Source organism: Salipiger abyssi (genome assembly GCF_001975705.1).
GTDB lineage: Bacteria > Pseudomonadota > Alphaproteobacteria > Rhodobacterales > Rhodobacteraceae > Salipiger > Salipiger abyssi.
Map to the genome: position 1 here is coordinate 3,335,153 of NZ_CP015093.1, position 25,144 is coordinate 3,360,296.

The 25,144-nt window shown below is 67.0% G+C and carries 25 protein-coding genes; 13 read left to right on the plus strand and 12 right to left on the minus strand.

Annotation, left to right across the window (positions count from 1 at the left end; translation table 11 throughout):
- Positions 1-84: 84 nt before the first annotated feature.
- Together glmS and glmU are read right to left on the minus strand one after the other, a co-directional pair.
- Positions 85-1,902, minus strand: coding sequence for a glutamine--fructose-6-phosphate transaminase (isomerizing) (gene glmS, locus Ga0080574_RS19805; RefSeq protein WP_076703569.1), 1,818 nt, complete (start codon positions 1,900-1,902; stop codon positions 85-87).
- Positions 1,903-1,907: 5 nt separating this feature from the next.
- Positions 1,908-3,257, minus strand: a complete 1,350-nt coding sequence (glmU, locus tag Ga0080574_RS19810; RefSeq protein WP_076703571.1) for a bifunctional UDP-N-acetylglucosamine diphosphorylase/glucosamine-1-phosphate N-acetyltransferase GlmU — start codon at positions 3,255-3,257, stop codon at positions 1,908-1,910.
- A gap of 110 nt (positions 3,258-3,367) precedes the next feature.
- Between glmU and Ga0080574_RS19815 the strand changes: the two genes are divergently transcribed.
- The 4 genes from Ga0080574_RS19815 (at position 3,368) to Ga0080574_RS19830 (ending at position 7,361) form a co-directional block, all read left to right on the plus strand.
- The gene (locus Ga0080574_RS19815; protein ID WP_076703573.1) at positions 3,368-4,030 is read left to right on the plus strand and encodes an HAD-IA family hydrolase; all 663 of its coding nucleotides are present in this window, start codon (positions 3,368-3,370) and stop codon (positions 4,028-4,030) included.
- Between the two features lie 118 nt (positions 4,031-4,148).
- Positions 4,149-5,342, plus strand: a complete 1,194-nt coding sequence (locus tag Ga0080574_RS19820; RefSeq protein ID WP_076703576.1) for a DegT/DnrJ/EryC1/StrS family aminotransferase — start codon at positions 4,149-4,151, stop codon at positions 5,340-5,342.
- A 61-nt stretch (positions 5,343-5,403) separates the two neighbouring features.
- Complete coding sequence (locus tag Ga0080574_RS19825) at positions 5,404-6,372, plus strand: XdhC family protein (RefSeq protein ID WP_076703578.1); 969 nt, start codon at positions 5,404-5,406, stop codon at positions 6,370-6,372.
- Positions 6,369-7,361, plus strand: coding sequence for a molybdopterin-binding protein (locus tag Ga0080574_RS19830; RefSeq protein ID WP_076703580.1), 993 nt, complete (start codon positions 6,369-6,371; stop codon positions 7,359-7,361). Before Ga0080574_RS19825 ends, Ga0080574_RS19830 begins: the two co-directional genes overlap by 4 nt.
- A 143-nt stretch (positions 7,362-7,504) precedes the next feature.
- Here the strand turns inward: Ga0080574_RS19830 and infC are convergent, their stop codons facing one another.
- Positions 7,505-8,137 (minus strand): translation initiation factor IF-3, encoded by a 633-nt coding sequence (gene infC, locus Ga0080574_RS19835; RefSeq protein WP_335743513.1) that lies wholly within the window; start codon positions 8,135-8,137, stop codon positions 7,505-7,507.
- Between the two features lie 109 nt (positions 8,138-8,246).
- Here infC and Ga0080574_RS19840 point away from each other — a divergent pair, with 109 nt between their 5' ends.
- Complete coding sequence (locus Ga0080574_RS19840; RefSeq protein WP_076703582.1) at positions 8,247-9,152, plus strand: hypothetical protein; 906 nt, start codon at positions 8,247-8,249, stop codon at positions 9,150-9,152.
- 75 nt (positions 9,153-9,227) lie between these two features.
- Here the strand turns inward: Ga0080574_RS19840 and Ga0080574_RS19845 are convergent, their stop codons facing one another.
- From Ga0080574_RS19845 to cobA, 6 genes are all read right to left on the minus strand, one after another.
- Positions 9,228-10,097, minus strand: a complete 870-nt coding sequence (locus tag Ga0080574_RS19845; RefSeq protein ID WP_076706072.1) for a ferredoxin--NADP reductase — start codon at positions 10,095-10,097, stop codon at positions 9,228-9,230.
- 94 nt (positions 10,098-10,191) lie between these two features.
- On the minus strand, positions 10,192-10,572 hold the full coding sequence (locus tag Ga0080574_RS19850; RefSeq protein ID WP_076703584.1) for a DUF934 domain-containing protein: 381 nt from the start codon (positions 10,570-10,572) through the stop codon (positions 10,192-10,194).
- Positions 10,569-11,384, minus strand: a complete 816-nt coding sequence (locus tag Ga0080574_RS19855) for a phosphoadenylyl-sulfate reductase (protein WP_083716908.1) — start codon at positions 11,382-11,384, stop codon at positions 10,569-10,571. The genes Ga0080574_RS19850 and Ga0080574_RS19855 overlap by 4 nt, the downstream gene beginning before the upstream one ends.
- Positions 11,385-11,388: 4 nt before the next feature.
- Positions 11,389-13,062: a nitrite/sulfite reductase gene (locus Ga0080574_RS19860; RefSeq protein ID WP_076703586.1), complete on the minus strand. Its 1,674-nt coding sequence runs from the start codon at positions 13,060-13,062 to the stop codon at positions 11,389-11,391.
- Between the two features lie 69 nt (positions 13,063-13,131).
- On the minus strand, positions 13,132-13,431 hold the full coding sequence (locus Ga0080574_RS19865) for a DUF2849 domain-containing protein (RefSeq protein ID WP_076703588.1): 300 nt from the start codon (positions 13,429-13,431) through the stop codon (positions 13,132-13,134).
- The gene (gene cobA, locus Ga0080574_RS19870; protein WP_076703590.1) at positions 13,431-14,204 is read right to left on the minus strand and encodes a uroporphyrinogen-III C-methyltransferase; all 774 of its coding nucleotides are present in this window, start codon (positions 14,202-14,204) and stop codon (positions 13,431-13,433) included. Before cobA ends, Ga0080574_RS19865 begins: the two co-directional genes overlap by 1 nt.
- Before the next feature lie 153 nt (positions 14,205-14,357).
- On the opposite strand from cobA, the gene Ga0080574_RS19875 reads away from it, so the two are divergent.
- Both Ga0080574_RS19875 and Ga0080574_RS19880 read left to right on the plus strand, forming a co-directional pair.
- On the plus strand, positions 14,358-14,813 hold the full coding sequence (locus Ga0080574_RS19875; protein WP_076703592.1) for an Lrp/AsnC family transcriptional regulator: 456 nt from the start codon (positions 14,358-14,360) through the stop codon (positions 14,811-14,813).
- 44 nt (positions 14,814-14,857) lie between these two features.
- Positions 14,858-15,145, plus strand: coding sequence for an Rdx family protein (locus Ga0080574_RS19880; protein WP_076706074.1), 288 nt, complete (start codon positions 14,858-14,860; stop codon positions 15,143-15,145).
- 6 nt (positions 15,146-15,151) lie between these two features.
- Here the strand turns inward: Ga0080574_RS19880 and Ga0080574_RS19885 are convergent, their stop codons facing one another.
- Positions 15,152-16,324, minus strand: a complete 1,173-nt coding sequence (locus Ga0080574_RS19885; protein ID WP_076703594.1) for a cytochrome P450 — start codon at positions 16,322-16,324, stop codon at positions 15,152-15,154.
- 60 nt (positions 16,325-16,384) lie between these two features.
- Between Ga0080574_RS19885 and Ga0080574_RS26995 the strand changes: the two genes are divergently transcribed.
- The 3 genes from Ga0080574_RS26995 (at position 16,385) to Ga0080574_RS19895 (ending at position 19,358) form a co-directional block, all read left to right on the plus strand.
- Entirely contained in the window at positions 16,385-17,416 is a 1,032-nt protein-coding gene (locus Ga0080574_RS26995; RefSeq protein ID WP_237219294.1) for a cache domain-containing protein, read from the plus strand.
- A 92-nt stretch (positions 17,417-17,508) separates the two neighbouring features.
- Positions 17,509-18,135 (plus strand): sensor histidine kinase, encoded by a 627-nt coding sequence (locus Ga0080574_RS27000; protein WP_237219396.1) that lies wholly within the window; start codon positions 17,509-17,511, stop codon positions 18,133-18,135.
- Positions 18,132-19,358 (plus strand): sigma-54-dependent transcriptional regulator, encoded by a 1,227-nt coding sequence (locus Ga0080574_RS19895; RefSeq protein ID WP_076703596.1) that lies wholly within the window; start codon positions 18,132-18,134, stop codon positions 19,356-19,358. The genes Ga0080574_RS27000 and Ga0080574_RS19895 overlap by 4 nt, the downstream gene beginning before the upstream one ends.
- Positions 19,359-19,439: 81 nt before the next feature.
- Here Ga0080574_RS19895 and Ga0080574_RS19900 read toward each other — a convergent pair whose 3' ends face one another.
- Positions 19,440-20,000 carry an HD domain-containing protein gene (locus Ga0080574_RS19900; protein WP_076703598.1) on the minus strand — a complete coding sequence of 187 codons (561 nt, stop codon included), beginning with the start codon at positions 19,998-20,000 and terminating at the stop codon, positions 19,440-19,442.
- Positions 20,001-20,285: 285 nt separating this feature from the next.
- Between Ga0080574_RS19900 and Ga0080574_RS19905 the strand changes: the two genes are divergently transcribed.
- From Ga0080574_RS19905 to Ga0080574_RS19915, 3 genes are all read left to right on the plus strand, one after another.
- Complete coding sequence (locus Ga0080574_RS19905; RefSeq protein ID WP_076703601.1) at positions 20,286-21,296, plus strand: TRAP transporter substrate-binding protein; 1,011 nt, start codon at positions 20,286-20,288, stop codon at positions 21,294-21,296.
- A 107-nt stretch (positions 21,297-21,403) separates the two neighbouring features.
- Positions 21,404-22,093: a TRAP transporter small permease gene (locus tag Ga0080574_RS19910; protein WP_076703603.1), complete on the plus strand. Its 690-nt coding sequence runs from the start codon at positions 21,404-21,406 to the stop codon at positions 22,091-22,093.
- A gap of 4 nt (positions 22,094-22,097) precedes the next feature.
- Entirely contained in the window at positions 22,098-23,474 is a 1,377-nt protein-coding gene (locus Ga0080574_RS19915) for a TRAP transporter large permease (protein ID WP_076703605.1), read from the plus strand.
- Positions 23,475-23,696: 222 nt separating this feature from the next.
- Here Ga0080574_RS19915 and Ga0080574_RS19920 read toward each other — a convergent pair whose 3' ends face one another.
- Entirely contained in the window at positions 23,697-25,001 is a 1,305-nt protein-coding gene (locus Ga0080574_RS19920; RefSeq protein WP_076703607.1) for a calcium-binding protein, read from the minus strand.
- Positions 25,002-25,144: the final 143 nt, after the last annotated feature.

The window sequence follows — 25,144 nt, forward strand, 5'->3', positions numbered from 1 at the left end:
CTATGCCCGTCTTTCATCTTTCCGCAAATACTCACCGCGACCGTGCCGCCGGACGCGAGGCCGGGCAGGCTGTGCGCGGTCGGATTATTCCACCGTGACCGATTTCGCCAGGTTGCGGGGCTGGTCCACATCGGTGCCCTTCGCCACCGCCGCGTGATAGGCCAGAAGCTGCGCCGGCAGCGCATAGAGCAGCGGTGACAGGCGCTCATCCACCGCCGGCAGGGTGATCACCTGCCAGACGCCTTCGCCGGCCTGCGCCGCACCCGCCGCGTCGGTGATCAGGCAGACCTTGCCGCCGCGCGCCATGACCTCCTGCATGTTCGACACGGTCTTGTCGAAGAGCGAGTCATGCGGCGCCATGACGATCACCGGCACGGTCTTGTCGATCAGCGCGATGGGGCCGTGCTTCAATTCTCCAGACGCATAAGCTTCGGCGTGTATGTAGCTGATTTCCTTTAGCTTGAGCGCGCCTTCCAAAGCAAGAGGGTACATCAGACCGCGGCCCAGGAACAGCACGTCGCGCGCCTCGGAGATCTGTTTCGCGGCCTTTTCGATGGTCGCGTCGCGATCGAGCGCGGCGTTGAAGAGCCCCGGCAGAGCGCGCAGCTCGGCGAGCAGCGCGGCGGCGTCGGACTCTGGCATGATCCCGCGCGCGGTGGCTGCCTTTATTGCCAGCAAAAGCAACACGTTGAGCTGGCATGTGAAGGCTTTGGTGGAGGCGACGCCAACCTCGACGCCGGCATGGATCGGTAGCGCCAGATCGCTCTCGCGCGCGATGGAGCTGGTCTCCACATTGACCACCGAGACGATCTTGTCGGCTTTTTCCTTGCAATAGCGCAGGGCGGCCAGCGTATCGGCGGTCTCGCCCGATTGCGAGACAAAGAGCGCCACGGTGCCCGGCAGTACCGGCGGTTCGCGATAGCGGAATTCCGAGGCGATATCGACCTCGACAGGCAGGTGCGCCAGCCGCTCGAACCAGTATTTCGCCGTCAGGCAGGCGTAGTACGCGGTGCCGCAGGCCACCAGCGTCAGCCGATCAACCTTATTGAAATCAAGATCTTCCGAGGGGATATTGATGCTTTCCCCGTCGAGGTAGGCCCCCAGCGCATCGGCGAGAACGCTGGGCTGTTCGGCGATCTCCTTGGCCATGAAATGCTTGAACCCGGCCTTGTCGACCCGCGCCGCATCCATGCGGATCTTACGGGCCTCGCGGTTCACAAGACGGTTCTCCATGTCGAAGATCTGTGCGCCCTCGCGGGTCACAACCGCCCAGTCGCCGTCTTCGAGATAGGTGATCGTGTCGGTAAGCGGCGCCAGCGCGATGGCGTCCGAGCCGACGAACATCTCGCCCTCGCCATGGCCGATGGCCAGCGGCGCTCCCTTGCGGGCGCCGATGATCAGGTCGTCTTCCCCGTCGAAGAGAAAGGCCAGCGCAAAGGCGCCTTCCAGCCGCGACACGGTTTTCGCCGCTGCCTCGGCGGGGCTCAGCCCGGCGTCGAGATAGTGCCGGGTCAGCATCGCGACCGGCTCGGTATCGGTGTCGGTCTCGGGCAGGAGGCCGTGCTCGCTCAGCTCTTCGCGCAGCTCGCGGAAATTCTCGATGATGCCGTTATGGACCACCGCCACCGGCCCGCAGCGATGCGGGTGGGCGTTGCGGGTGGACGGCGCGCCATGGGTGGCCCAGCGGGTCTGGCCAATGCCGGATTTGCCCGCCAGCGGCTCGTGCACCAGCAGGTCGGAGAGATTGACCAGCTTGCCCACCGCACGGCGGCGGTCGAGCCGACCGTCGTTCACCGTGGCGATCCCCGCGCTGTCGTAACCGCGATATTCCAGCCGCCGCAGGGCCTCGACCAGCATGGGGGCGACTTCGTGCGACCCCAGAACGCCGACAATTCCACACATATCCGTTACCCCTTGGTCTGTTTTGCTTTTTTGGCGCGCAACATGTCGAAGAGCCGGGTTGCGAAGCCGGGTTTCGTCACCTGTTTCGCACGCCCCAGCGCCAGCGCGCCCGGCGCCACGTCCTCGGTGATGACCGAGCCCGAGCCGGTCATGGCGCCATCGCCCACGGTGACCGGGGCCACCAGCATCGTGTCGGAGCCGATAAAGGCGCCCTTGCCGATGGTGGTGCGGTGCTTGAACACGCCGTCGTAATTGCAGGTGATGGTGCCGGCGCCGATATTGCTGCCGTCGCCGATATCGGCATCGCCGAGATAGGTCAGGTGATTGGCCTTCACGCCCTCGCCGAGATAGGCGTTCTTGACCTCGACGAAATTGCCCACATGGCTGTCTTCGGCAAGCTCGGCGCCCGGGCGCAGCCGGGCGAAGGGGCCGACCACGGCACCGCGGCTGACATGGGCGCCCTCGAGATGCGAAAAGCCGCGGATGCGGGCGCCGGATTCCACCGTGACGCCGGGGCCGAAGATCACGTTGGGCTCGATTTCCGCATCGCGGCCGACGGCGGTGTCCCAGGCGAAAAACACCGTGTCGGGCGCCTGCAAGGCGACGCCGTCCGCCATGAGCCGGGCGCGGAGGCCTTGCTGGAACGCCGTCTCGGCGCCGGCCAGCTCGGCGCGGGAGTTGATCCCGAGCGTCTCGGCCTCGGCGCAATGCACGACGCCGGCGGAGAGGCCGCGCGCGCGGGCGATGGTGACGATGTCGGGCAGGTAATATTCGCCGGCGGCGTTGTCGTTCGTCACCGCCGAGACCAGCCCCATGAGGGTCTGCGCGTCGGCGGACACAACGCCGGAATTACAAAGCGTTATGGCGCGTTCCTCATCTGTGGCATCCTTGAATTCCACGATGCGGGTCAGCGTGTCACCCTCGGTCACCAGCCGCCCGTAGCGGCCCGGATCGGCGGCCTCGAAGCCCAGCACCACCACGTCATGGGCGGCACGGGCGCGGGCCATGGCCTCCAGCGTGTCCTGGCTGATAAAGGGCGTGTCGCCGTAAAGCACGATGGCGTCGCCTTCGAACCCGTCGAGCTCCGGCGCGGCCTGCGCCACCGCATGGGCGGTGCCGAGCTGCTTTTCCTGGATCACCACCCGGGCCTCGGGGGCGTAATCATGCGCGGCCTGGGCCACCTGTTCTGCCTCATGGCCCGCGACCACGATGGTGCGGGCGGGCTCAAGCGTCTGGCCGGCGCGCATGGCGTGCCAGAGCATCGGCGCATGCGCGATGCGGTGCAGCACCTTGGGACGGTCGGACTCCATGCGGGTGCCCTTGCCCGCAGCAAGGATGATCAGGGCGATGCTCATGCCGGTTTCTCGTTTGTGTTCTGCCTGAGCCCGTTTTATCGGGTCAGGGAACAGGGGCAAGATGGTGCGTATCACGTTGGATTTCGGCGTGTGACAGGAAAGGGCGGCACATGCGGACGGTGATCTTCGATCTCGACGGAACGCTGGCGGATACCAGCGGCGATCTGATCGCCGCCGCGAACCGGTGTTTCGAGCGCATGGGCGGGCCGGTGCGGCTCGATCCCGTTGCCGATGCCTCGACGGCGTTTCGCGGCGGTCGCGCCATGCTGCGGCTGGGGCTGGAGCGTGCGGGCACGCCGGACGAGGCGGTGGTGGAACGCTGGTATCCGGAACTGCTCGACGCTTATGGTGATGCGATCGACACGCACACGGTGCTCTATCCCGGCGCGGTTGCGGCGGTGGAGGCGCTGCGCGCGGCGCATGTACCCGTTGGCATCTGCACCAACAAGCCCGAGGCGCTGGCCGAGACGCTGCTGCGCCGGCTGGGGGTGCGCGATCTTTTCGGCGCGCTGATCGGGGCGGACACGCTGCCGGTGCGCAAGCCAGATCCGGCGCCGCTGGCCGAGACGGTCCGGCGACTGGGCGGAGTGTTGGCGCAAAGCTGCCTCATCGGCGACACCGAGACCGACCGCAAGACCGCCGCCGCGGCGGGCGTGCCCTGCATTCTGGTGACCTTCGGCCCCGATGGCGAGGCGGTGCGGGCGCTGACCCCCGAGGGGGTGATCGGGCATTTCGACGAGCTCGGCGCCGAGTTGGCGCGGCTGACGGGGTGAGGCCGGAAAATCTTTCGGAGGAAAGATTTTCGCCGCCGGTGCGGCAAGATTTTTCGTACGAAAAATCTCCGGTGCGGCGCGGATTGACGCGGGCGGCGCGCGGGCGCATGTAAGACGCATGGAAGAGCGCTTTACCGGCAGTTTCACCCAGCAGGAGCCGATCCCCGAAGAGGGCATCGCGGCGGCGCTTTCGGTTTTGCGCCACGGGCGGCTGCATCGCTACAACGTCGCCCCGGGCGAGCTTTCCGAGACCGCGCTGCTGGAGCAGGAATTCGCCGCGATGACCGGCGCGCGCTTTGCGCTGGCGGTGGCGTCGGGCGGTTATGCGCTGGGATGCGCGCTGCGTGCGGTGGGCGTGCAGCCCGGCGACCGGGTGCTGACCAACGCCTTCACGCTGGCGCCGGTGCCCGGAGCCATCGCCTCGGTCGGCGCGGAGCCGGTCTTTGTCGGCGTGACCGAGGATCTGGTGATCGATCTCGACGATCTGGCGGCCAAGCTCGACCGCGCCCGCGTGCTGATGCTCAGCCATATGCGCGGCCATATCTGCGACATGGGCCGGCTGATGGCGATGTGCGACGAGGCTGGCGTCACGGTGATCGAAGATTGTGCCCACACCATGGGCGCCGCCTGGGACGGCGTGCCCTCCGGGCGGCACGGCGCGGTGGGCTGCTATTCGACCCAGACCTACAAGCATATGAATTCCGGCGAGGGCGGCTTTCTCGTCACTGATGACGAGGAGATCGCCGCGCGGGCGGTGATCCTCTCGGGCTCCTACATGCTGTATGAGCGGCATCTTGCGGCGCCGGGGCCGGAGGTGTTCGAGCGGGTGAAATACCACACGCCCAACGTTTCGGGCCGCATGGACAATCTGCGCGCCGCGATCCTGCGGCCGCAGCTGCGCACGCTCGACGAGCAGGTGGCGCGCTGGAACGAGCGTTATCGCGTGGTCGAGGAGGGGCTGCGCGGCGTGCCCGGGCTGACCCTCATCGCGCGCGACCCGCGCGAGACCTATGTCGGCTCCTCTATCCAGGTCCTGCTGCTCGACTGGGCGCCTGAGGCGCTTCAGGAGGTGCTGGCGCGCTGCGCCGCGCGCGGGGTGGAGCTGAAATGGTTCGGCGGGGCCGAGCCCGTGGCCTTTACCTCACGCTACGATTCCTGGCGCTACGCCGAGACCGAGGCGCTGCCGGCGACCGACCGGGTGCTGGCCGGGATCGTTGACATGCGCCTGCCGCTGACCTTCAGTCCCGAGGATTGCGCCCAGATCGCCCGGATCATCCGCGCCGAGGTCTCGGCGGTGTTTCAGCGCGGCTGAGGCGGCGGGCGACAGAACAGCGGCGCGCTGCGCGCCGGAGATATCGGTGGGAGGACCGGTCATGACCACAGTCAACACAATTCCCGAGACGGCGCTGGCCTGGCATCGCGACGGCAGGGGCGCGGTTCTGGCAACGGTGATCGAGACATGGGGCTCGGCGCCCCGCCGTGTCGGCGCGCAGCTCGTGGTGTCGGGCGCGGGCGAGATCGAGGGCTCGGTCTCTGGCGGCTGCGTCGAGGGCGCGGTGATCGTCGAGGCGCTGGAGGCGCTGGAGGAGGGCGCCGCGCGCGAGCTGGAATTCGGCGTCTCCGATCAGGATGCCTTTGCCGTGGGTCTGGCCTGCGGCGGCACCATCCGGGTGCTGGTCGAGCCGGTGGGCAAGGTGCTGCCCGAGGCGCTGCTGGCCGGGCTCTGCGCCGAGCGCGCGGCGCGGCGGGCGGTGGCCTATGTGGCCGATCTCGACAGCGGCGCGCGGCGGCTCGACAGCACCGGTCACGAGACGCGCTTCCGCATGGATCGCTCGGGGTTCGAGGAGGAGAGTCGGACATTCGTCGCCATCCACAACCCGCCGCTGCGGCTGATCGTGGTGGGCGCGGTGCATATCGCCCAGGCACTGGTGCCGATGGCCAAGATCGCCGGCTACGACCCCGCCATTGTCGACCCGCGCGAGACCTTCGGCGCAGACTCCCGCTTTCCCGGCGAGACGCTGCTCAACGACTGGCCCGACGAGGCGGTGGAAAAGCTCGGGCTCGACGGGCGCACCGCGCTGGTGCTGCTGACCCACGACCCCAAGCTCGACGATCCGGCGCTGGAGCTGGCGCTGCGCTCGGACTGCTTCTATATCGGCGCGCTCGGCTCCACCCGCACCCATGCCAAGCGCGTGGCGCGGCTGACAGAGGCCGGGTTCTCCGAGGCAGAGATCGCGCGCATCCACGGGCCGGTTGGGCTCGATATCGGCGCCTCCGGCCCCTCGGAGATCGCCGTGTCGATCCTTGCCGAGATGACCCGGGTGCTGAGGAAGGGCGCATGAAATTCGGCCCCGTTCCCCTGGCCGATGCGGTTGGCGGCGTACTGGCGCATTCCGTCGAGCTGCCGGACGGGCGGCTGCGCAAGGGCAGGGTGATCGCGGCGGAGGATCTGGCGCGGATCGAGGCGGCGGGGCTGCGCGAGCTGGTGGTAGCGCGGCTGGCGCCCGGCGATGTGGGCGAGGACGACGCCGCCGCGCGGCTGGCGCGGGCGCTGGTGCCCGATCCGGAGGCGGCGGGACTGCGGCTCGGCAAGGCGGCGACGGGGCGGGTGAACCTCTTCAGCGAGCGCATCGGGGTGATCGAGATCGACGCCGCCCGCATCGACGCGGTGAATGCGATACATCCGATGATCACCGTCGCGACGCTGCGCCCCTGGGCGCGGCTGCCCTCGCGCGGCATGGTGGCGACGATCAAGATCATCTCCTACGCGGTGCCCGGCGCGGCGCTGGAAGCGGCGTGCAAGGCGGCCTCCGATGCGCTGCGCCTGCGCCCGGTGCGCTACGGCTCGGCGCAGCTCATCGAGACGGTGATCGGCGGCAAACCGCATCCCGACAAGGGCCGCCGCTCGGTCGAGGCGCGGCTGACGCGGATGGGCGTTGAGCCGACCCAGGGCGCCGAGGTGCCGCATGACAGCGCCGCGCTGGCGGCGGCGATTGCCGCCTCGCCGGCGGAGGTTGTGCTGATCCTGACCGGCTCGGCGACCTCGGATCTGCACGACACCGCCCCCGAGGCGCTGCGCGCGGCGGGCGGGACCGTCACCCATTTCGGCATGCCGGTGGATCCGGGCAACCTGCTGTTTTTCGGCGAGATCGGCGGCAAGCCGGTGATCGGCCTGCCGGGATGCGCCCGCTCGCCGGCGCTGAACGGCGCCGACTGGGTGCTGGAGCGCATTCTCTGCGGTGTCGAGGTGACCTCGCGCGACATCATGGGCATGGGGGTGGGCGGTCTGCTCAAGGAACCGCCCTCGCGCCCGCGCCCGCGCGAAGGCTGATTCCCCGCGCAGGGCAGGTGGCCGCGCGGGGCATCTGACGGGCGGCGCCACGCGCCGTGCCCGGAGCAGCGACGGGGTGCCCTGCAAAAAAGAAAACCCGCCGGCGATGCGGCGGGTCGTTCCTTTTGCCAGGGGCTCGGCGCTTATTTGGCGAGCGGTCCGATCATCATGATCATCTGGCGGCCTTCCATCTTGGGCATGTTCTCGACCTTGCCCAGATCCTTGACGTCCTCGGCCACGCGCTCGAGCAGTTCGCGCCCGAGATTCTGGTGCGCCATCTCGCGGCCGCGGAACCGCAGGGTGATCTTTACCTTGTCGCCATTTTCGAGGAATTTGAAGACGTTACGCATCTTGACGTCATAGTCGTGCGTGTCCGTGCCGGGGCGGAACTTGACCTCTTTGACCTCGATGATCTTCTGCTTCTTGCGGGCTTCGGATTCCCGCTTCTGCTGTTCGTATTTGAACTTGCCGAAATCCATGATCTTGCAGACGGGCGGATTCGCGTTGGGCGAGATCTCGACAAGATCCAGCCCCGCCTGCTCTGCGAGTTCCATCGCACGGCGCGGCTGCTGAACGCCCAGGTTTTCGCCCTCGGCGCCGATCAGGCGGATTTCGGGGGCCCGGATACGGTCGTTGACGCGGGGGCCGGTGTCGCGCGTGGGGGGCGCGTTGTGAGGTCTGCGGGCTATGGTATCGGTCCTTTTTCCGTGAAGACTTTGGAGGCGCAAAATAAGCTTGGCCCTTCGGTGTTTCAAGCGCCAAATCCGCGGAACCATGCCTATGGCACGCGAGTTCCCCTTGTACTCCATGCAACCGCAATGCACATCCGGGAACTCAAGGGGCAGGAACCGCTGCCGCGCAAGCCATAGAAGGGGGCAATACAATATGAAGAAACTGATTCTTGTTCTTGTCGCGCTGGTCGTCCTGGGCGGGATCGCCTGGACACTGCAAGGCGTGCCGTCCGGAGAGGACATGAGCGAAACGGAAGCGGCGCCGGTGGAAGTGGAAGAGGCCGAAACCGCAGCCGAAGAGACCGTCGAGGACGCCGCAGACGATATGTCGGACGCCGCAGAGACCGCCACCGAGACGGCAGAAGAGGCGGTGGACAATGCTGCCGAGGCCGCCAGTGACGCGGCTGCGCAGGCCGAGGCTGCCGCGAATGAGGCGGCGGATGCGGTGCGTGAGGCCGTGGAAGATGCCGCCAACGCTGCCGAAGAGGCAGGCGAAGCCGCCGCCGACACCGCAGGCGATGCCGTGGACGCGGTCAATGAGGCTGCCGAGGATATGATCGAGAGCATCACCGGCGCCGAAGACACCGCCACCGAGGAGGCCGCGGAAGCTGCCGCCCAGGCGACCGATGCGGCTGCCGAGGCTGCGGACAGCGCGGAAACCGCGGCAGAGAACGCTGCGGATGCCGCCTCCGACACCGCCGCCGAGACGGCTGAAGGCGCGGCCGAAATGGCCGAAGACGCTGCCGAAAGCGCCGAAAGCGCGGCCGACACCGTGGTCGACGATGCCACCGAGGCAACCGAAGGCGCCGCTGACAGCGCCGCAGAAGCGACCGAGACCGGCGAGGCGGCGACTGCCGCAACGGAAGAGAGCGCTGCCGATGCGCCCGAGATGCTCACCGTCGACGGGTTCGATTACGACCGCGTCATCGACTATGTGGATAATTCCGACCTTAGCCCGGTCGTGAAGGCCACCACGAAGACGACGCTTGAGCAGGTGCGCGACAATCCCGCGCTGCTCGAAGCCGCGCTTGAAAAGCTGCGTGAGCAGCTGGGCATGTAAGACGCCGCAAAGCGTCAAACGACAAACGCCGCGCAATTCCTTGCGCGGCGTTTTTTCTTGGGCAGCGATATGTCCTCAGTCGAGGAAGGCCTTTTCCACCACGTAATGCTTGGGATCGGAATTGGCGCCTTCCTCCAGCCCGTAATCCTCCAGCATCTCTTTCAGTTCGAGATTGAAGGCGAGGTTGCCGCAGATCATCGCGCGGTCGGTTTCGGCATTGAGCGGCTCCACCCCCAAATCGGCAAAGGCCTCACCCGAGCGCATCAGATCGGTGATGCGGCCCATCTTGGCGCTCTCTTCGCGGGTGGTGGTGGGGTAATACTTGATCTTCTTCCAGAAGCCCTCGCCGATCACCTCGTTCAGCAGCTCGTCGTCCTTGAGGCTTTCGATCAGCTCGGCGCCGTATTGCAGCTCGCCCGCCTCGCGGCAGGTATGGGTGATGATGACCTCGTCGTAATCCTCATAGGTCTGCGGCTCGCGCAGCAGCGAGGCGAAGGGGGCGAAACCGGTGCCGGTGGCGAAGAACCAGATGCGCTTGCCGGGCAGCAGAGCGTCATGCACCAGCGTGCCCACGGGCTTGGGCCGCAGGATGATCTGGTCGCCCACCTTGATGTGCTGGAGCTTCGAGGTCAGCGGGCCGTCCTGCACCTTGATCGAGTAGAATTCCAGCTCTTCGTCCCAGGAGGGGGAGGCAATGGAATAGGCGCGCAGCAGCGGCTTCTGCTTGCCGGTCTCGGGGTGCGGATCGCCCATCAGGCCGATCATCACGAATTCGCCCGAGCGGAAGCGCAGCGACGCGGGGCGCGTCACGCGGAACGAGAACAGGCGGTCGGTCCAGTGCTTGACCGCTGTGACGGTCTGGGCATCGGGCAGCACCATCTTTTTCGGCGCTTCGGCATTGGCGGCGTTGGCGTTGGTGTCGGTCACGGGCGTCATCTCGGTCATGGCTGATGTCTCGGGCGCGTGCATGCCTATCGTTCGCACACAAACGAAACCCGAGTCCTTTTCTAGGGTGTATTATATGATTTTGAAAGGCGACTTAACCGCGCAGACGGCTTTGATAGTCGTGTTGCCGCCAATTTGATCGGAACTGCCAGTCCGCCTCGGGCTGGCGCGCGGCCAGCTCGTCGGAGATTTCGACATCGTCAAACCCCGCGCGGCGCGCCATGGTGTATTGATCGGCGATCACATGGCCGCGCGCGCGCAGCCGTCCGTCATAGCCGCGTAGCCGCAGCAGCCGCGCCAGGGTAAAGCCGCGCCCGTCGGCGAAGCTGGGAAAGTCGATGCGGATCATCTCGACGCCCGGAGCGATCTCCAGCGCCGCCGGATCGGTGTCGGAGGCCAGGTCGAGCGTGGCACCCTCCCGGTCCTGATCCCAGTCGTCGGGGCCGAAGCCCGCATCAGTCACGATAACGCTCATGTGCTCGGTCCTTTGGTTTCTTCGGCATCCTCGCCGGGCCGCACCATGCGGCCATTGACGAAATGGATGCCGCATTCCTGTTTGTCCTCGCCGCGCCAGCGCCCGGCGCGCGGGTCTTCGCCCTCGGCCACCGGCGAGGTGCAGGGCGCACAGCCGATCGACGGATACCCCCTGGCCACCAGCGGGTGCCGGGGCAGGCGGTTCTCGTCCATATAGGCGCGCACATCCTCGGGCGCCCAATGCGCCAGCGGATTGACCTTGATGCGGCCGGTTTCCTCTTCGAGCTCGAAGAATTCCAGCGCCGCGCGGGTGGTCGACTGAAAGCGCTTGCGCCCGGTGATCCAGCCGTCGAAGCCCTGAAGCGCCTGTTCCAGCGGCACGGTCTTGCGCAGCGCGCAGCAGGCATCGGTGCTGGTCAGGCGCAGGTCGTCATTCGGGTCGCGCTCGCGCAGCAGCATCTCGTCGGTGCGCAACACGCGCAGATCCTGAAGCTGCAGCCGCTCGGCCACCTCCTGCTGATAGGCCAGCGTCTCGGGAAAGAGCAGCCGGGTGTCGATGAACAGCACCGGCGTCTTGCGCTCGACCATGGCCACCAGATGCAGCAGCACCACCGATTCCGCGCCGAAGGAGGAGACCAGCGCGATCTGCCCGGCCTCGGGGTCGCGCAGGGCGCCCTCGAGCACCGAGACCGCGCCGTGATGCCGGTAGCGCGCATTCAGCGCATCGACCCGGCCATGCAGGTCCCGCAACTCCTCGACGCTGCGCGCGGGCGCGCCTCCGGCGGGAGTATTTGCAGAAAGATGAAAGGTCATGCGCTCAGGCCGCCCTTGCCTTCTTGCCGGTTTCCTCACCGTAGAGCGCGGTCTTGAACGGCGCCATGCCGAGACGGCGATAGGCGGCGAGGAACGGCTCTTCGGGGCTTTCGCGATGTTCCAGATAGGCCTGCACAACGCGCTCGACTGCGGGCACGATCTCTTCCGCCGAGAAGCCGGGCCCGGTGCGGGTGCCGAGGCTGGCGGTCTCGGTGGCATCGCCGCCCAGGGTGATCTGATAGTTCTCCACGCCGGCGCGGTCGAGTCCGAGAATGCCGATATGGCCCACATGGTGGTGGCCGCAGGCATTGATGCAGCCGGAGATCTTGATCTTGAGATCGCCGATCTCGTGCTCGATCTTGAGCTCGTCGAAACGGGTGGCGATCTCCTGCGCGATGGGGATCGAGCGCGCGGTGGCGAGCGCGCAGTAATCCATGCCCGGGCAGGCGATGATATCCGAGATCAGCCCGATATTGGCGGTGGCGAGCCCGTGCGCCTTGAGGATCTTGTGGACCTCGGGCAGGTCGGATTTGTGCACATGCGGCAGCACCACGTTCTGCTCGTGGGAGATGCGTAGCTCGTCATGGCCGAAGCGGCGGGCGAGATCGGCCATGACGCGCATCTGATCGGCGGTGGCGTCGCCCGGGGTTTGCCCGTGCGGCTTGAGGCTGATCTGCGCAATGGCATAGCCCGGCGCCTTGTGATCCCAGAGATTGGTGTCGGCCCAGGCGCGGAACACCGGGTCGGCCTCATAGGCGCTGTCATAGGCGTCGGTCGGCACGTTGCGGAAGGCCGGCGGCTGGAACTGCGCGGCGATCTCGTCGAAGAGCTCCAGATCGGCGCCGTTGAAGGCCTGCCTGGTCTCGGCGAAGCGGTCCTCGACCAGGCGGCGGATCTCGTCGATGCCGTGCTCGTGCACGGTGATCTTGATGCGCGCCTTGTACTTGTTGTCGCGCCGGCCGAGCAGGTTCCAGACCGAGACGGTGGCCTCGACAAAGGGCAGCAGCTCGGCGAGCGGCACGAATTCCGTCAGCTCCTTGCCGATCATCGGGGTACGGCCGAGCCCGCCGCCGACCAGCACGCGGTAGCCGATGCGGCCTTCGCGCTCGACGACCTGGATGCCGATATCATGCGCCTTGATCACCGCGCGGTCATTGGGGCTGCCGGTCACGGCGATCTTGAACTTGCGCGGCAGGAACTGGAATTCCGGGTGGTCGGTCGACCATTGCCGCAAGAGCTCGGCCACCGGGCGCGGATCGGCGATCTCGTCGGCTGCGGCGCCGGCGAAATGATCGGCGGTCACGTTGCGGATCGTGTTGCCGGAAGTCTGGATGGCGTGCATGCCGACCTCGGCCAGCGCGTCGAGCATATCGGGCACGTCGCGCAGCTTCGGCCAGTTGTACTGGATGTTCTGGCGGGTGGTGAAATGGCCGTAGCCCTTGTCCCATTTCTCCGCCAGCAGGGCGAGCTGATCCATCTGCGCGCTGTTCAGCGTGCCATAGGGGATGGCGACGCGCAGCATATAGGCATGCAACTGGAGATAGAGCCCGTTCATCAGGCGCAGCGGCTTGAATTCGTCCTCGGTGAGATGGCCCGCGATGCGGCGCTCCACCTGCTGACGGAACTGGCGGTTGCGCTCGGCAACGAAGGCTGTGTCAAAATCTGTGTAGCGGTACATCTCGTCTGTCTCCCCGCAAATTCCTTTCAAGGAATTTGCAAATCTTTTCGAAAAGATTTGGCGCGCGGCTCAGCCCTCGGCCTGTTTGCCATGCGCGTAGTTGGACGGGCCGGTGGCGCGGAACGTCTCGCGGAAATGCGTGGTCTGCGGACCCTCGTCGCTCGGTGCCACATCGGCGAGGTAGACGCCGACCGCCTCGGCCTGGCGCGCCGAGGCGTCCAGCAGCCGGATCTGGGCCACGGCCTCGTCGGTCAGCACCTCGGCCTGCGACAGCGAGCGCACCCAGCTGTCATCGGCGGCGAGATAGATCACGTCGCCCTCGAGCAGCGCGTTGGCGGTGACCACCTTCGGGGTGAAGGGCTTGGGCATCAGGAAACCTCCTGTCTTGCGATTGCGGCGGCGCGCGCGGCCTGCGGGGCGAGCCCCAGCAGCAGCACGGCGGGCCCGTCGAGCTGGGCCGCCTCGAGCGTGGCGGCGAGTGTGGCGAGGGTGGCGGGCAGCTGGCGCTCGTCGGCGCGCGAGGCGTTCTCCACCACGGTGACCGGGGTCATCGGGTCGGCGCCATGCATCATCAGCCGGCCTTGCAGGAAGCGCGCGGCGCGCTTGCCCATATAGATCGCGGCCACCGCGCCGGGGCGGGCGAGCGTGCGCCAGTCCTGTTCGGCAAAGCCCCTGACGTCATGCCCGGTGAGCAGCCGCAGATCGCTGTTGCGCCCGCGTCTGGTCATCGAGACGCCGAGGCTCGCTGCGGCGGCGGTGGCGGCGGTGAGGCCGGGGGTGACATGATAGGGGATGCCGGCGGCGTCGAGCGCCTCGGTTTCTTCGTCGAGCCGGCCGAAGACGCCGGGATCGCCGGATTTCAGACGCACCACGCGGGCGCCGCCCCGGGCGTGCCCGATGATCAGCGCGTTGATCGCGTCCTGTTTCATCGAGGGGCCGAAGCCCTTCTTGCCGACCGGCACCAGGGTTGCGCTCTCTGACGCGAGATCGAGGATCTCCTGCGGCACGAGCTGGTCGTGCAGCAGCACCTCGGCGGCCCCGATCAGCCGCATGGCGCGCAGGGTCAGCAGCTCCGGGTCGCCGGGGCCGGCGCCGACAAAGGCCACGTGGCCCTGGGGCAGAAGGGTCTGGGGTCGTGCCATGGGGACGGCTCCGCGCTTGGGTGATGTGTTCGCCTAAATATAGGATATTGTCCCGCTTTCTGGCTAGGAGGGGCGCTGCACTAAGAACTTTGTTCTGCTCACGCGCCGTGGTACGGAAATATATCTCGCTGCGCCGCAATATGGAGAAAGCCGATGCAGATCGACGCGACCGACCGGAAAATCCTTCGCGAGCTTCAGCAGGACGCGGGTCGTTCGCTCGACGATATCGCCCGCGCGGTGGGCTCGTCCAAGACCCCGGTCTGGACCCGGATTCGAAAGCTGCGCGAGGCCGGCATCATCGGGCCGCAGGTGGTGATCGCCGATCCGGACAAGCTGGGCTTCGAGGCCTGTTTCTTTGTGCTGATCCGCACCTCCGAGCACGATTCCGACTGGCAGCAGCGCTTTCTCAACGCGGTGCGCGCCCGGCCCGAGGTGATGGAGGCGCACCGGCTGGCGGGCGATATCGACTATATCCTCAAGGTGCGGGTGCCGAACGCGCGCGCCTATGACGTGTTCTACCAGTCGCTGATTTCCGAGGTGAAGGTGCATAACGTCACGGCGCTGTTGTCGATGGAGGAGATCAAGGCGACGACGGCGCTGCCGGTGTAAGGCCAGCGCTTGCGATGCGGCGCTGCGCGGGGCAGGGTGCGCGCATGAGCGAGACATCTGCAAAACCCCGCGTGAGCATCACCTATTGTACCGGCTGCAACTGGCTCTTGCGCGCCGGCTGGATGGCGCAGGAGCTGCTCCAGACCTTTGGCGAAGAGCTGGGCGGGGTGACGCTGGTGCCGGGCTATGGCGGGGTCTATGAGATCTCGGTCGACGGCACGCTGCTCTGGGAGCGCAAGCGCGACGGCGGCTTTCCCGAACCCAAGGAGATCAAGCGCCGGCTGCGCGACGCCATCGCGCCGGAAAAGGATCTCGGCCATTCCGACCGCTGAGGCGGCTCAGCTCTCGGCGAGGAGCCGCTCCAGCCCGTGGAAATGGTAGAGATCGGCATAGCGCGGCGGTTCGCCCAGGCGCAGCCCGGGCAGGCGCGCGAAGAGGATCGGTAGTGCTGTCTGCAATTCCAGACCCGCCAGCGGCGCACCGACGCAGAAATGCGGCCCGCCGCCAAAGCCGTGATGTGGCCTGGCCTCGCGCGTGGGGGCGAAGCGGTCGGGGTCGGCATAGACCGCCGGATCGCGGTTGGCCGCCCCCAGCAGCAGCGCCAACCGGTCGCCGCGCGCAAACCTGTGGCCGAAAAGCTCTGCCGTCTCATAGGCATAGCGGGTGAAGAGATGCAGCGGCGCGTCGTGGCGCAGGATCTCTTCGCAGACCGGCGCGGCGCTCTCCGCCGTGATCGGATGGCCGGTTTCCAGCAGCGTCTTGATACCGTTGCCCATGGTGTGGACGGTGGCCTCGTGCCCGGCATTCAGGAGCAGCACGCAGGTGGCGATCAGCTCCTCGGTGGAGAGCCGGTCGCCCTGTTCCTCCGCCGCGATCAGTTGCGAGAGCAGGTCGTCTCGCGGGGATCTGCGGCGCTCTGCGATATAGTCGCTGAGGAAGGTCGCGAAATCGGCGGCGGCCTGGGCGGCGGCGTCTTCGATGGCGCGGCTGCGGCGGGCCTGATACATCGCCACCATGGCGTTGGACCAGGCCAGAAGCTGCGGCGCCATGGCGTCGGGCACGCCCAGGAGGCGCGCGATCACGATCACCGGGATCGGCTGGCAGAAGGCCGGCAGCAGATCGACGGGGCCGTCCGGAAAGGCGTCGATGAGCCCATGCGCCAGCGCCGCGATCTCCGGCCCCAGCGCGGCGATGCGGCGGCTGGTGAAGGCGCGCAGCACCAGGCCGCGCAGCCGCGTGTGGCGCGGCGCCTCCAGCTCCAGCATGGAATGCGCCTCGATGGCGTAGAAGGGGGCGAGATGCTCGGGGATGGGCCGGGCCTGCTCGGCGGGGATCTCGCGTCCGAAGCGGCGGTCGCGCAGCAGCGCCTGCACCGCCCGGTGCGAGACCGCGCAGACCATGCCATACTCGTCCCAGTAGCCCAGATCGCCGCCCGCGCGCATCCGGTGGTAGAACGGGTAGGGATCCTGCACAAAGCCCGGATCGGTGGGGGATTGGGAAAAGCGCCGCATGCGCGCGACCCTGCCCCCGGGGCGCTTTCCTGACAAGAGCGGGGTTGCTATGTCTTTGCCATGAGACGGGGATTTCTCCAGAGCCGCGCGGCGCTCGTGATACTGGCGCTCGCTGCCACCGCCGCTTTGGCCGGCGTCGTGGGGCGCTCGGCCTATGTTCAGGCGCTGGGGCCGGTCGCGGCGCGCGGGCAGAGCGATCTGGAGCTTGCCTCCGACCGGCTGGTCACCCAGTTGCAGCGGTTTCGCGAATTCGCGGTGCTCTCGGCGGATCACCCGGCGCTTGTGGCGCTGCATGACGGCGGTTCGCGGGCCGAGGCGGGGACGATGCTGCTGCGCGCCGCCGACCGTTCCGGCGCGGTGCTGGCGGCCTATCTCGACCGCGACGGCCAGGTGCTGGCGGCCTCCGAGGCCGGGCTGCCCGACTGGGTGCGCGCGGGCGAGCCGCTGCGCCGTGCCTTCGACGGGGCGCTTGGGGTGGCCCATGGGCCGGGGCCTGCCGGGGTGGCGCGGGCGTTCTATTTCGCAGCCCCCAGCTTTTCCGATGACGGGCAGGTGCGCGGCGCGCTGGTGGTGGTGGTCGATGTGGCGCGGCTCGAACGGGACTGGCGCGGCTCGCTGCCGGCGGTGCTGTTCGTGGATCGCGGCGGCGAGGTCTTTGCCACCAACCGCTCCGAACTGCTGGGCTGGCGCCGCGAGGGCGCGGCGACTCTGGTCTCTGCCGAGGGCGCGCCGCGCGAGGTACAGGTGCGCCGCCCGGGCGGCTACACCGTCTGGGCGCAGCGGTTTTCCCCCTATATCCCGGCGCGGGCGCTGCGGCTCGAGGCGGATCTGCCGGTGATCGGCATGACCGGCGTGCTGCTGGTGGATGTGGCGCCGGCGGCGCGGCTGGCGGCGCTTCAGGCGGCGGTGGTGGCGGCGGGCTTTTGTTCTTCGGCATGCTGCTCTGGCTGGCGCTGGAGCGGCGCCGGGCGCTGGCGGAGGCCAATCAGGTGCTGGAGGCGCGGGTCTCGGCGCGCACGAGGGCGCTGGAGCAGAGCAACGTGGCGCTGCGCCGCGAGATCGCCGAGCGGCAGGAGGCGGAGGCGGCGCTGAAACGGGCGCAGGCGGAGCTGGTGCAGGCCTCCAAGCTCTCGGCTCTGGGCAAGATGAGCGCCGGCATCAGCCATGAGCTGAACCAGCCGCTGATGGCGATCCGCAGCTTTGCCGAGAACGGCGCGGCCTTTCTCGAACGCGGACGGGCGGAGCGCGCGGCGGAGAATCTCGGGCGGATCTCGGACATGGCGAACCGCATGGGGCGGATCATCAAGAACCTGCGCGCCTTCGCCAAGGCCGCGCCCGAGCCCGCGCGCCGCGTCGGGCTCGCCGCGGTGGTGGAAAGCGCGCTGGAGGTGCTGGCGCGCCGCATCGAGCAGAGCGGCACCGAGATCGACTGGCAGCGTCCGGACCGGGCCACGGTGGTGATGGCGGGCGAGGTGCGGCTGGGGCAGGTGGTGGTGAACCTGCTTTCGAACGCGATGGAGGCGATGGCCGGGCGCGAGACGCGCCGCATCACCATCCGGATCGCGCCCGACGATGCGGCGGGTCTCGTGCGGCTGACGGTGCGCGACACCGGGCCGGGCATTGCCGATCTGTCGCGCATTTTTGACCCGTTCTACTCCACCAAGGAGGTGGGCGCCGAGGAGGGCATGGGGCTGGGCCTGTCGATCTCCTATGGCATCGTCGAGGGATTTGGCGGAAAGCTGCGCGGCGAGAACGTGGAGGGCGGCGCCCTCTTCACCATCGAGCTGCAGCAGGCGAGGGAGATCGCATGAGCGTGCGCAGGGTGCTTCTGGTCGACGACGACGCGGCGGTGCGCGAGGCGCTTGGCCAGACGCTGGAGCTGGCGGAGTTCGACGCGGTGACGGCGGGCAGTTTCGTCGAGGCCAAGGATCTGATCGGGCGGCATTTCGAGGGGGTGATCGTCTCGGACATCCGCATGCCGGGGCGCGACGGGTTCTACCTGCTGGATTATGCGCATGAACAGGACGCAGAACTGCCGGTGATCCTGTTGACCGGCGAGGGCGACATTCCCATGGCGGTGCGGGCGATGTCGGCGGGGGCGTTCGATTTTCTGGAAAAGCCCTGCGCGCCGGCGGATCTGATCTCGGTGATCGAGCGGGCGCTGCGCACCCGCGGGCTGGTGCTGGAAAACCGCCGCCTCAAGGCGCAGCTGGAGACCGGAGATCCGGCGGCGCGGATGATCTTCGGCACCTCCGAGCTGTCCGAGGCGATGCGGCGGCAGGTGCGCGCGGCGGCGCGGGCGGGGACGGATGTGCTGGTGCGCGGCGCGCCGGGCTCGGGCGTGTCGAAAGTGGCGGAGGTGGTGCATCTGTGTTCGTCCCGCGCCAAGGGGCCGTTCGAGAAGCGCTCGGCGGCGGGGCTGGGGCGCGAGGATCTGGCGCGGCACTGGCAGAGCTGTGCGGGCGGCACGCTGTTTCTCGATGAGATCGGGCAGTTGCCAGTGGACACGCAGCTCGCGCTACTGGACGCGCTGGAGGCGGGCGGTGCGCGGCTCATCGCCGGCACGGTGGAGGATCTGTCGCACGCGGTGGCGGAAGGGCGGTTCTCGGCGGAGCTGTTCTATCGGCTGGAGGTGATGCAACTGCGCATCCCGGCACTGGCGGAGCGGCCGCAGGACATTCCGGTGCTGTTCCGCCATTACGTGGCGCAGGCGGCGGAGCAGGCGGGGCTGCCGGAACCGGAAATCGGCGAGGAGGTGATCGCCGGTCTGATGGCGCGGGACTGGCCGGGCAATGCGCGCTCGCTGATGTCGGCGGCGATGCGCTTTGTGCTGGGGCTCGGCGAGGGCGAGGCCGGCGGCGAGGGGCTGGGGCTGGCGGAGCGGCTGGCGCAGGTCGAGCGCTCGCTGCTGGCGGATGCGCTGAAACGCACCGGCGGGCAGGCGAGCGCGGCGGCGGAGACGCTGAAGCTGCCGCGCAAGACGTTTTACGACAAGCTGGCGAAATACGGGCTGAAGCCGGAGGCGTTCCGCTAGCGGGCGGCCTCATCGCCCCTTGCGGGGCCTCTTCGGCGGGACCGGCGGTGAGTATTTGGCGGAAAGATGAAGGGGCCGGGGTCAGGAGGCGGCGTCGCGGGTGCGCGCATCGACCTTGGCGCGCAGGCTGCGCAGCATCTCGGTGCCGGCGGTCCATTTCGTGCCGTAGCCGAGATTCCAGCCGTAATCGAACGCATCATGCTGCGGGCCGGTGAGGTGCTGCATCATGGTTTCCAGCTTGTCGAGCCCCTTGGCCATGCGCGCCTCGGCGCTTTCGCCGGCCTCGTATTCCTCCCAGAGCGCGCGGATGCGGCTGCGCAGATCCTCGGGCAGCCCCTCTGTCAGCGTGGCGAGATCGGCGCGTTCGCGGGCGGTCTTGTCGTCATCGGGGCTCTGATGGATCGCCGGCACGTCGCCGGAGATCGCCTCGCCGAGATCGTGCACGATGCAGAGCCGCAGCAGCTGGGCGAAATCGACGCCGCTTTCGGGTTCGGTGAGCAGCGCCAGCAGGCAGAGGCTCCAGCTGTGCTCGGCCACGCTCTCGGGCCGCCCGGCGCTGGTCTGCGACGAGCGGAAGGTGGCCTTGAGGTGCTCGGCCTCGGCCATGAAGGCGATGATGCGGTCGTGACGGTCGGGTTCCATGGCGCGCATCCTGCGCGCAGGCCGGGAGATTCGCCAGCCATGGCGGTGTGCGGAAATCCGCACATCACTGGCAATTCCATGTGCGGGATTTCGCACGTATTCGAGCTGCGGATCCGGAGGCGATGCGAGGGTATCTTTGTAACTATATGGTATGAATATAAAAACCCGCGCGTTGCCGCAGGGTGATCACGCACACTTGATGCGTTTTGCGCAGGGCGGTCTTGTGTGCGGCGAAGGGCTCGCAGGGGAGCGGGCCCTGACAGGTACATATTCGGGAGGATACCGATGAAGACGTTTCTGATGACCGCCTGCGCCACCGCCGCTTTGCTCACAGCCGGCGCGACGGGTGCCATGGCGGCCTGTGACGATGGCGAGATCGTGATCAAGTTCAGCCATGTCACCAATACCGACAAGCACCCCAAGGGCATCGCCGCGACGCTGCTTCAGGAGCGCGTCAATGCCGAGATGGACGGCGTGGCCTGCATGGAGGTCTATCCCAACTCGACGCTCTACAATGACGACCAGGTGCTGGAGGCGATGCTGAACGGCGACGTGCAGATGGCCGCGCCCTCGCTGTCGAAATTCGAGCAGTTCACCAAGGTGTTCCGGATCTTCGATCTGCCCTTCATGTTCGTGAACATGGACGCGGTGGATGCGTTCCAGAACTCCGAGACCGGCCAGGCGATGAAGGAATCCATGCTGCGCCGCGGCCTGCTGGGGCTGGGATTCTGGCATAACGGGCTCAAGCAGTTCTCGGCCAACAAGCCGCTGCTGCTGCCCGAGGATGCCAAGGGGCTGAAATTCCGCGTGCAGCCGTCGGAAGTGCTGAAAGCGCAGATCGCCCAGCTCGGTGCCTCGCCGCAGCCGATGGCCTTCTCCGAGGTCTACGGCGCGCTGCAAACCGGCGTCGTCGACGGGCAGGCGAATACCTGGTCGAACATCTACGGCCAGAAGTTCTTTGAGGTGCAGGACGGCATCACCGAGACCAATCACGGGCTGCTCGACTATATGGTCGTGACCTCCGCCGACTGGTGGGACAGCCTGGACGACGACGTGCGCGACCAGCTCGAAACAATCGTCATGGAAGTGACCGAGGAGCGCAACGCCGCCATCGCCGAGGTGGATGCCGACAACCGCCAGGCCATCCTCGATGCCGGCGGCACCATCCGCGAGCTGACGCCGGAGCAGCGCCAGGCCTGGGTCGACGCGATGAAGCCGGTCTGGGAGCAGTTCACCGACGATGTCGGCCAGGAAAACATCGACGCCGCGCAGGCGATCAACGCGCAGCAGATGTAAGCGCGCCGTGACACACGGCGGGTCCGGCTCTTGGGACAGGGGGCCGGACCCTTTTCGCATATCCTGACAACAGCCGGGGGCGGGCCCCGGAGCGATTGGGGGACGGGATGTCTAGCCATTCTAACGGCGGATCCATGCTGGGCCGCTTCGTCAACGAGCTGGAGGAGACCGCCATCGCGGTGATCCTCGGGCTGATGACGCTGATCACCTTCGTCAATGTGGTGCTGCGCTACGGCTTCAATACCGGGCTGATCTGGGGGCTGGAGGCGGTTTCGATCCTCTTTGCCTGGCTCGTGCTGTTCGGCATCAGCTACGCGGTGAAGACCACCGCGCATCTGGGCGTGGACGCGGTGATCAACCTTGTGCCGCCGGCGGTGCGCCGGGGGCTGGCGCTGATCGCGGCGGCGGCCTGCATCTTCTACGCGGCGCTGCTGCTCAAGGGCGCCTGGGACTATTGGGCGAATTTCGCCAACCTGCCGCAGACCACCGGTCGCTGGTTCCCGACCGGGCTGGAGGAGATGACACGCACCTCCTATCGCAGCTGGTACGAGGTGGTGGACATTCCCATGCCCGAGTGGCTGCGCTTTATCGAGCCCTGGATCAACGAAGGCGAGGCCTATGAAAAACTGCCGCGCTTCATCCCCTATGTCATCCTGCCGATCGGCGCCGCGCTGCTGCTCTTCCGCTTTCTCCAGGCCGGTTGGCAGATCTGGACCGGCGCGAAAACCGGCCTGATCGTCAGCCACGAGGCGGAAGACGCCGTCGAAGACGTGGCCCATCTGAACCGCGAGGACTGAGACCATGGATGTCGTTCTTCTCTTTGCCTCGGTCGTGGGGCTGATGCTGATCGGCGTGCCCATTGCGGTGTCGCTGGGCCTGTCGTCGATCTTCTTCCTGCTGGTGCTGTCGGATACCTCGCTGGCCTCGGTGGCGCAGAGCTTTTTCCAGGCGATGGCAGGGCATTACACGCTGCTGGCGATCCCGTTCTTCATCCTGGCCTCGTCCTTCATGTCGACGGGCGGCGTGGCGCGGCGGATCATCCGCTTCTCCATCGCGCTGGTGGGGCATTTCCACGGCGGCCTGGCCATCGCGGGGGTCTTTGCCTGCATGCTCTTTGCGGCACTCTCGGGGTCGAGCCCGGCCACCGTGGTCGCCATCGGCTCCATCGTCATCGCCGGCATGCGGCAGGTGGGGTACAGCAAGGATTTCGCCGCCGGCGTCATCGCCAATGCGGGCACGCTGGGCATTCTCATCCCGCCCTCCATCGTGATGGTGGTCTATGCCTCGGCTACCGATGTCTCGGTGGGGCGGATGTTCCTCGCCGGCGTCATTCCGGGGCTGCTGGCCGGCACCATGCTGATGCTGACGATCTATCTCATCGCGCGGTTCCGCGGCCTGCCGAAAGGCGAGTGGCTGGGCTGGGGCGAGGTGTTCCGATCGGGCCGCGAGGCGCTCTGGGGGCTATTCCTGATCGTGATCATCCTCGGCGGGATCTATGGCGGGATCTTCACCCCGACCGAAGCCGCCGCCGTCGCCGCCGTCTATGCCTTCCTGATCGCCAATTTCGTCTATTGCGACATGGGGCCGCTGGCGGGCCGGGACGGCGAACCGAACCTGCCGCTCCTGCGCAAGCCCATCGCGCTGGTGACCGCGTTCTTCCACCGCGACACCCGCGATACGCTCTTCGATGCGGGCAAGCTGACGATCACGCTGATGTTCATCATCGCCAACGCGCTGATCCTCAAACATGTGCTGACCGACGAGCAGATCCCGCAGCAGATCGCCGCGGCGATGCTGAACGCAGGCTTCGGGCCGGTGATGTTCCTGGTGATCGTCAACGTGATCCTGCTGATCGGCGGGCAGTTCATGGAGCCCTCGGGCCTGATCGTGATCGTCGCGCCGCTGGTCTTCCCCATCGCCATCGAGCTCGGCATCGACCCGATTCACTTGGGCATCATCATGGTGGTGAACATGGAGATCGGCATGATCACCCCGCCGGTGGGCCTGAACCTCTTCGTGACCTCCGGGGTGGCGGGGATGCCGATGATGAACGTGGTGCGCGCGGCGCTGCCCTTCCTCGCGGTGCTCTTCGTCTTCCTGATCATGGTGACCTATATCCCGGTCATCTCGACCTGGCTGCCGACCACCTTCATGGGGCCGGAGATCATCACGAATTAAGCGGTGCGGTGGGCCTTTGCGGCTCATACCGGACGAGTGGAAAGCGGCGCTCCGAATTCGGGGCGCCGCTTTTTTGCGATACGGGATGCCTCCGGCGGGAGGTATCTGGAGAAAGGTGAAAGCAGGGGCCACGTCGTCGCGCCGCGCCGCCGGACCGTGATATCGCCGAACCGGTCAACCGGACCGGCGACAGGGTCGCATATGCCGGGAGGCGGGCCGCTGTTACTGCACCGTAACGGCGAAATCGTCTTCGCCAAGGGCGACACCCTCGACACGGAGGATGAACTCGCGCGTGTAGGTCCCCTCCAGTGTCGAACCGGTGCCGCTCAGGACAATGTCGGTATAGGCGTCGTCCGGGCCGACCTCGATCGAGCTGACCTCAAGGGACTCGTTTCGTGTCGGGGCGCCGATGCCGTCGACATAACCCAACGACAGCAGATGGTCGTAATCCTGTGCAAGGCCGCCCTGCGTGACGCTGTTCACGTCAAGATTGAGCAGCAGCATGTCCTCCGCGGGATCGAAATCCGTGATCCGTGCCACCACCATCGGTTCGTCGTTCTCGCTGTCCACATGGTCGAGCGAAAGCCACATGTCGAACACGTCCTCGCCATCGCCGCCGGTCAGTGCGATCTCATAGTCGGTTTCGGTCTCATAGATGTTGCCGCCGATGGTCGCATAGGGCGTCTCGCGCGGACCGAGATCCAGGTCGGCCCAGATGGTATCGTTGCCATCGCCGCCGTCGATGGTGTTATCCCGTTCGAGAACCCTGAAATAATCTTCCCCGTCGCCCCCCGACACCGTGCTGTGGTGTCCGGTCGCGACATAATCGTCGCCGGTTCCGCCGTCGATGTCGGCGAAGCCTTCGAGCGCGTTGATCACATCGTTCCCTGCGCCGCCCTCGACGGTCTGGATGCCGAACTCTTCGCCGTTGAACGGGGTGCTTTCGAGATAGTCGTCGCCGTCATCGCCATAGAGCGTGACCGCTACGCCGATGAGCGTATCGTCGCCCTCGCCGCCGCGCAGAATGATACCGCTCTCATAGCTGATTGCGCGCAGCGTGTCGTCGCCGGCCTGCCCGTCGGCTGTGAACTCGCGGAGCCCGACCGGCCGTAGCAGAGAACCGTTGTCATGAATGTCGATGTCGTCGTTGCCGTCGCCGCCAAGCAGGCTTGCGGCGTTGCCTGCCAGTTCGTCCGGCGTGAGATCCCAGTAATCCGTCAGGGTATCGTCACCGTCGGTGCCGACGAGAACGCTTGTTCCGTCATCGAGTTCGGCAAGCTGGAAGCTGTCGCCATAAGTGGCGGCGGGATCCTCCGCGACCGGATCCTCTGGCATGTCGCCGGGATCCTCCGGATCGTCGGGCGTCTCCGCCGGATCGTCGGGATCGTCGTCCGAAGCCTCGGGCGTGTCGTCGATCACGTCGTCTTCGCGCGGCGTGTCGTCATCCTCGTCGTCGTCCGACGACCCGCTAAAGTCTATCACCGCGGCGCCCACCAGCGACGCCATCAAAACAAGAAACCATTCCATCGTCGTACCCCCAGAAAACAACCAACAATTACAACGCTATAGGGGCGCGCCCGGAGTACAAGCGATTTTGGCAAAAATGGGGCAAACAAAAAACGATACCTGCGGCGCCGCAGGTATCGTTTCGGTTTTCAGGACAATGTCGG

What these genes read in the sequence shown, in the direction of transcription:
- glmS (WP_076703569.1), bottom strand. Translation starts at nt 1,902, where the DNA reads ATGTGTGGAATTGTCGGCGTTCTGGGGTCGCACGAAGTCGCCCCCATG.
- glmU (WP_076703571.1), bottom strand. Translation starts at nt 3,257, where the DNA reads ATGAGCATCGCCCTGATCATCCTTGCTGCGGGCAAGGGCACCCGCATG.
- Ga0080574_RS19815 (WP_076703573.1), top strand. Translation starts at nt 3,368, where the DNA reads ATGCGGACGGTGATCTTCGATCTCGACGGAACGCTGGCGGATACCAGC.
- Ga0080574_RS19820 (WP_076703576.1), top strand. Translation starts at nt 4,149, where the DNA reads ATGGAAGAGCGCTTTACCGGCAGTTTCACCCAGCAGGAGCCGATCCCC.
- Ga0080574_RS19825 (WP_076703578.1), top strand. Translation starts at nt 5,404, where the DNA reads ATGACCACAGTCAACACAATTCCCGAGACGGCGCTGGCCTGGCATCGC.
- Ga0080574_RS19830 (WP_076703580.1), top strand. Translation starts at nt 6,369, where the DNA reads ATGAAATTCGGCCCCGTTCCCCTGGCCGATGCGGTTGGCGGCGTACTG.
- infC (WP_335743513.1), bottom strand. Translation starts at nt 8,137, where the DNA reads ATGGTTCCGCGGATTTGGCGCTTGAAACACCGAAGGGCCAAGCTTATT.
- Ga0080574_RS19840 (WP_076703582.1), top strand. Translation starts at nt 8,247, where the DNA reads ATGAAGAAACTGATTCTTGTTCTTGTCGCGCTGGTCGTCCTGGGCGGG.
- Ga0080574_RS19845 (WP_076706072.1), bottom strand. Translation starts at nt 10,097, where the DNA reads ATGACCGAGATGACGCCCGTGACCGACACCAACGCCAACGCCGCCAAT.
- Ga0080574_RS19850 (WP_076703584.1), bottom strand. Translation starts at nt 10,572, where the DNA reads ATGAGCGTTATCGTGACTGATGCGGGCTTCGGCCCCGACGACTGGGAT.
- Ga0080574_RS19855 (WP_083716908.1), bottom strand. Translation starts at nt 11,384, where the DNA reads ATGACCTTTCATCTTTCTGCAAATACTCCCGCCGGAGGCGCGCCCGCG.
- Ga0080574_RS19860 (WP_076703586.1), bottom strand. Translation starts at nt 13,062, where the DNA reads ATGTACCGCTACACAGATTTTGACACAGCCTTCGTTGCCGAGCGCAAC.
- Ga0080574_RS19865 (WP_076703588.1), bottom strand. Translation starts at nt 13,431, where the DNA reads ATGCCCAAGCCCTTCACCCCGAAGGTGGTCACCGCCAACGCGCTGCTC.
- cobA (WP_076703590.1), bottom strand. Translation starts at nt 14,204, where the DNA reads ATGGCACGACCCCAGACCCTTCTGCCCCAGGGCCACGTGGCCTTTGTC.
- Ga0080574_RS19875 (WP_076703592.1), top strand. Translation starts at nt 14,358, where the DNA reads ATGCAGATCGACGCGACCGACCGGAAAATCCTTCGCGAGCTTCAGCAG.
- Ga0080574_RS19880 (WP_076706074.1), top strand. Translation starts at nt 14,858, where the DNA reads ATGAGCGAGACATCTGCAAAACCCCGCGTGAGCATCACCTATTGTACC.
- Ga0080574_RS19885 (WP_076703594.1), bottom strand. Translation starts at nt 16,324, where the DNA reads ATGCGGCGCTTTTCCCAATCCCCCACCGATCCGGGCTTTGTGCAGGAT.
- Ga0080574_RS26995 (WP_237219294.1), top strand. Translation starts at nt 16,385, where the DNA reads ATGAGACGGGGATTTCTCCAGAGCCGCGCGGCGCTCGTGATACTGGCG.
- Ga0080574_RS27000 (WP_237219396.1), top strand. Translation starts at nt 17,509, where the DNA reads ATGGCGATCCGCAGCTTTGCCGAGAACGGCGCGGCCTTTCTCGAACGC.
- Ga0080574_RS19895 (WP_076703596.1), top strand. Translation starts at nt 18,132, where the DNA reads ATGAGCGTGCGCAGGGTGCTTCTGGTCGACGACGACGCGGCGGTGCGC.
- Ga0080574_RS19900 (WP_076703598.1), bottom strand. Translation starts at nt 20,000, where the DNA reads ATGGAACCCGACCGTCACGACCGCATCATCGCCTTCATGGCCGAGGCC.
- Ga0080574_RS19905 (WP_076703601.1), top strand. Translation starts at nt 20,286, where the DNA reads ATGAAGACGTTTCTGATGACCGCCTGCGCCACCGCCGCTTTGCTCACA.
- Ga0080574_RS19910 (WP_076703603.1), top strand. Translation starts at nt 21,404, where the DNA reads ATGTCTAGCCATTCTAACGGCGGATCCATGCTGGGCCGCTTCGTCAAC.
- Ga0080574_RS19915 (WP_076703605.1), top strand. Translation starts at nt 22,098, where the DNA reads ATGGATGTCGTTCTTCTCTTTGCCTCGGTCGTGGGGCTGATGCTGATC.
- Ga0080574_RS19920 (WP_076703607.1), bottom strand. Translation starts at nt 25,001, where the DNA reads ATGGAATGGTTTCTTGTTTTGATGGCGTCGCTGGTGGGCGCCGCGGTG.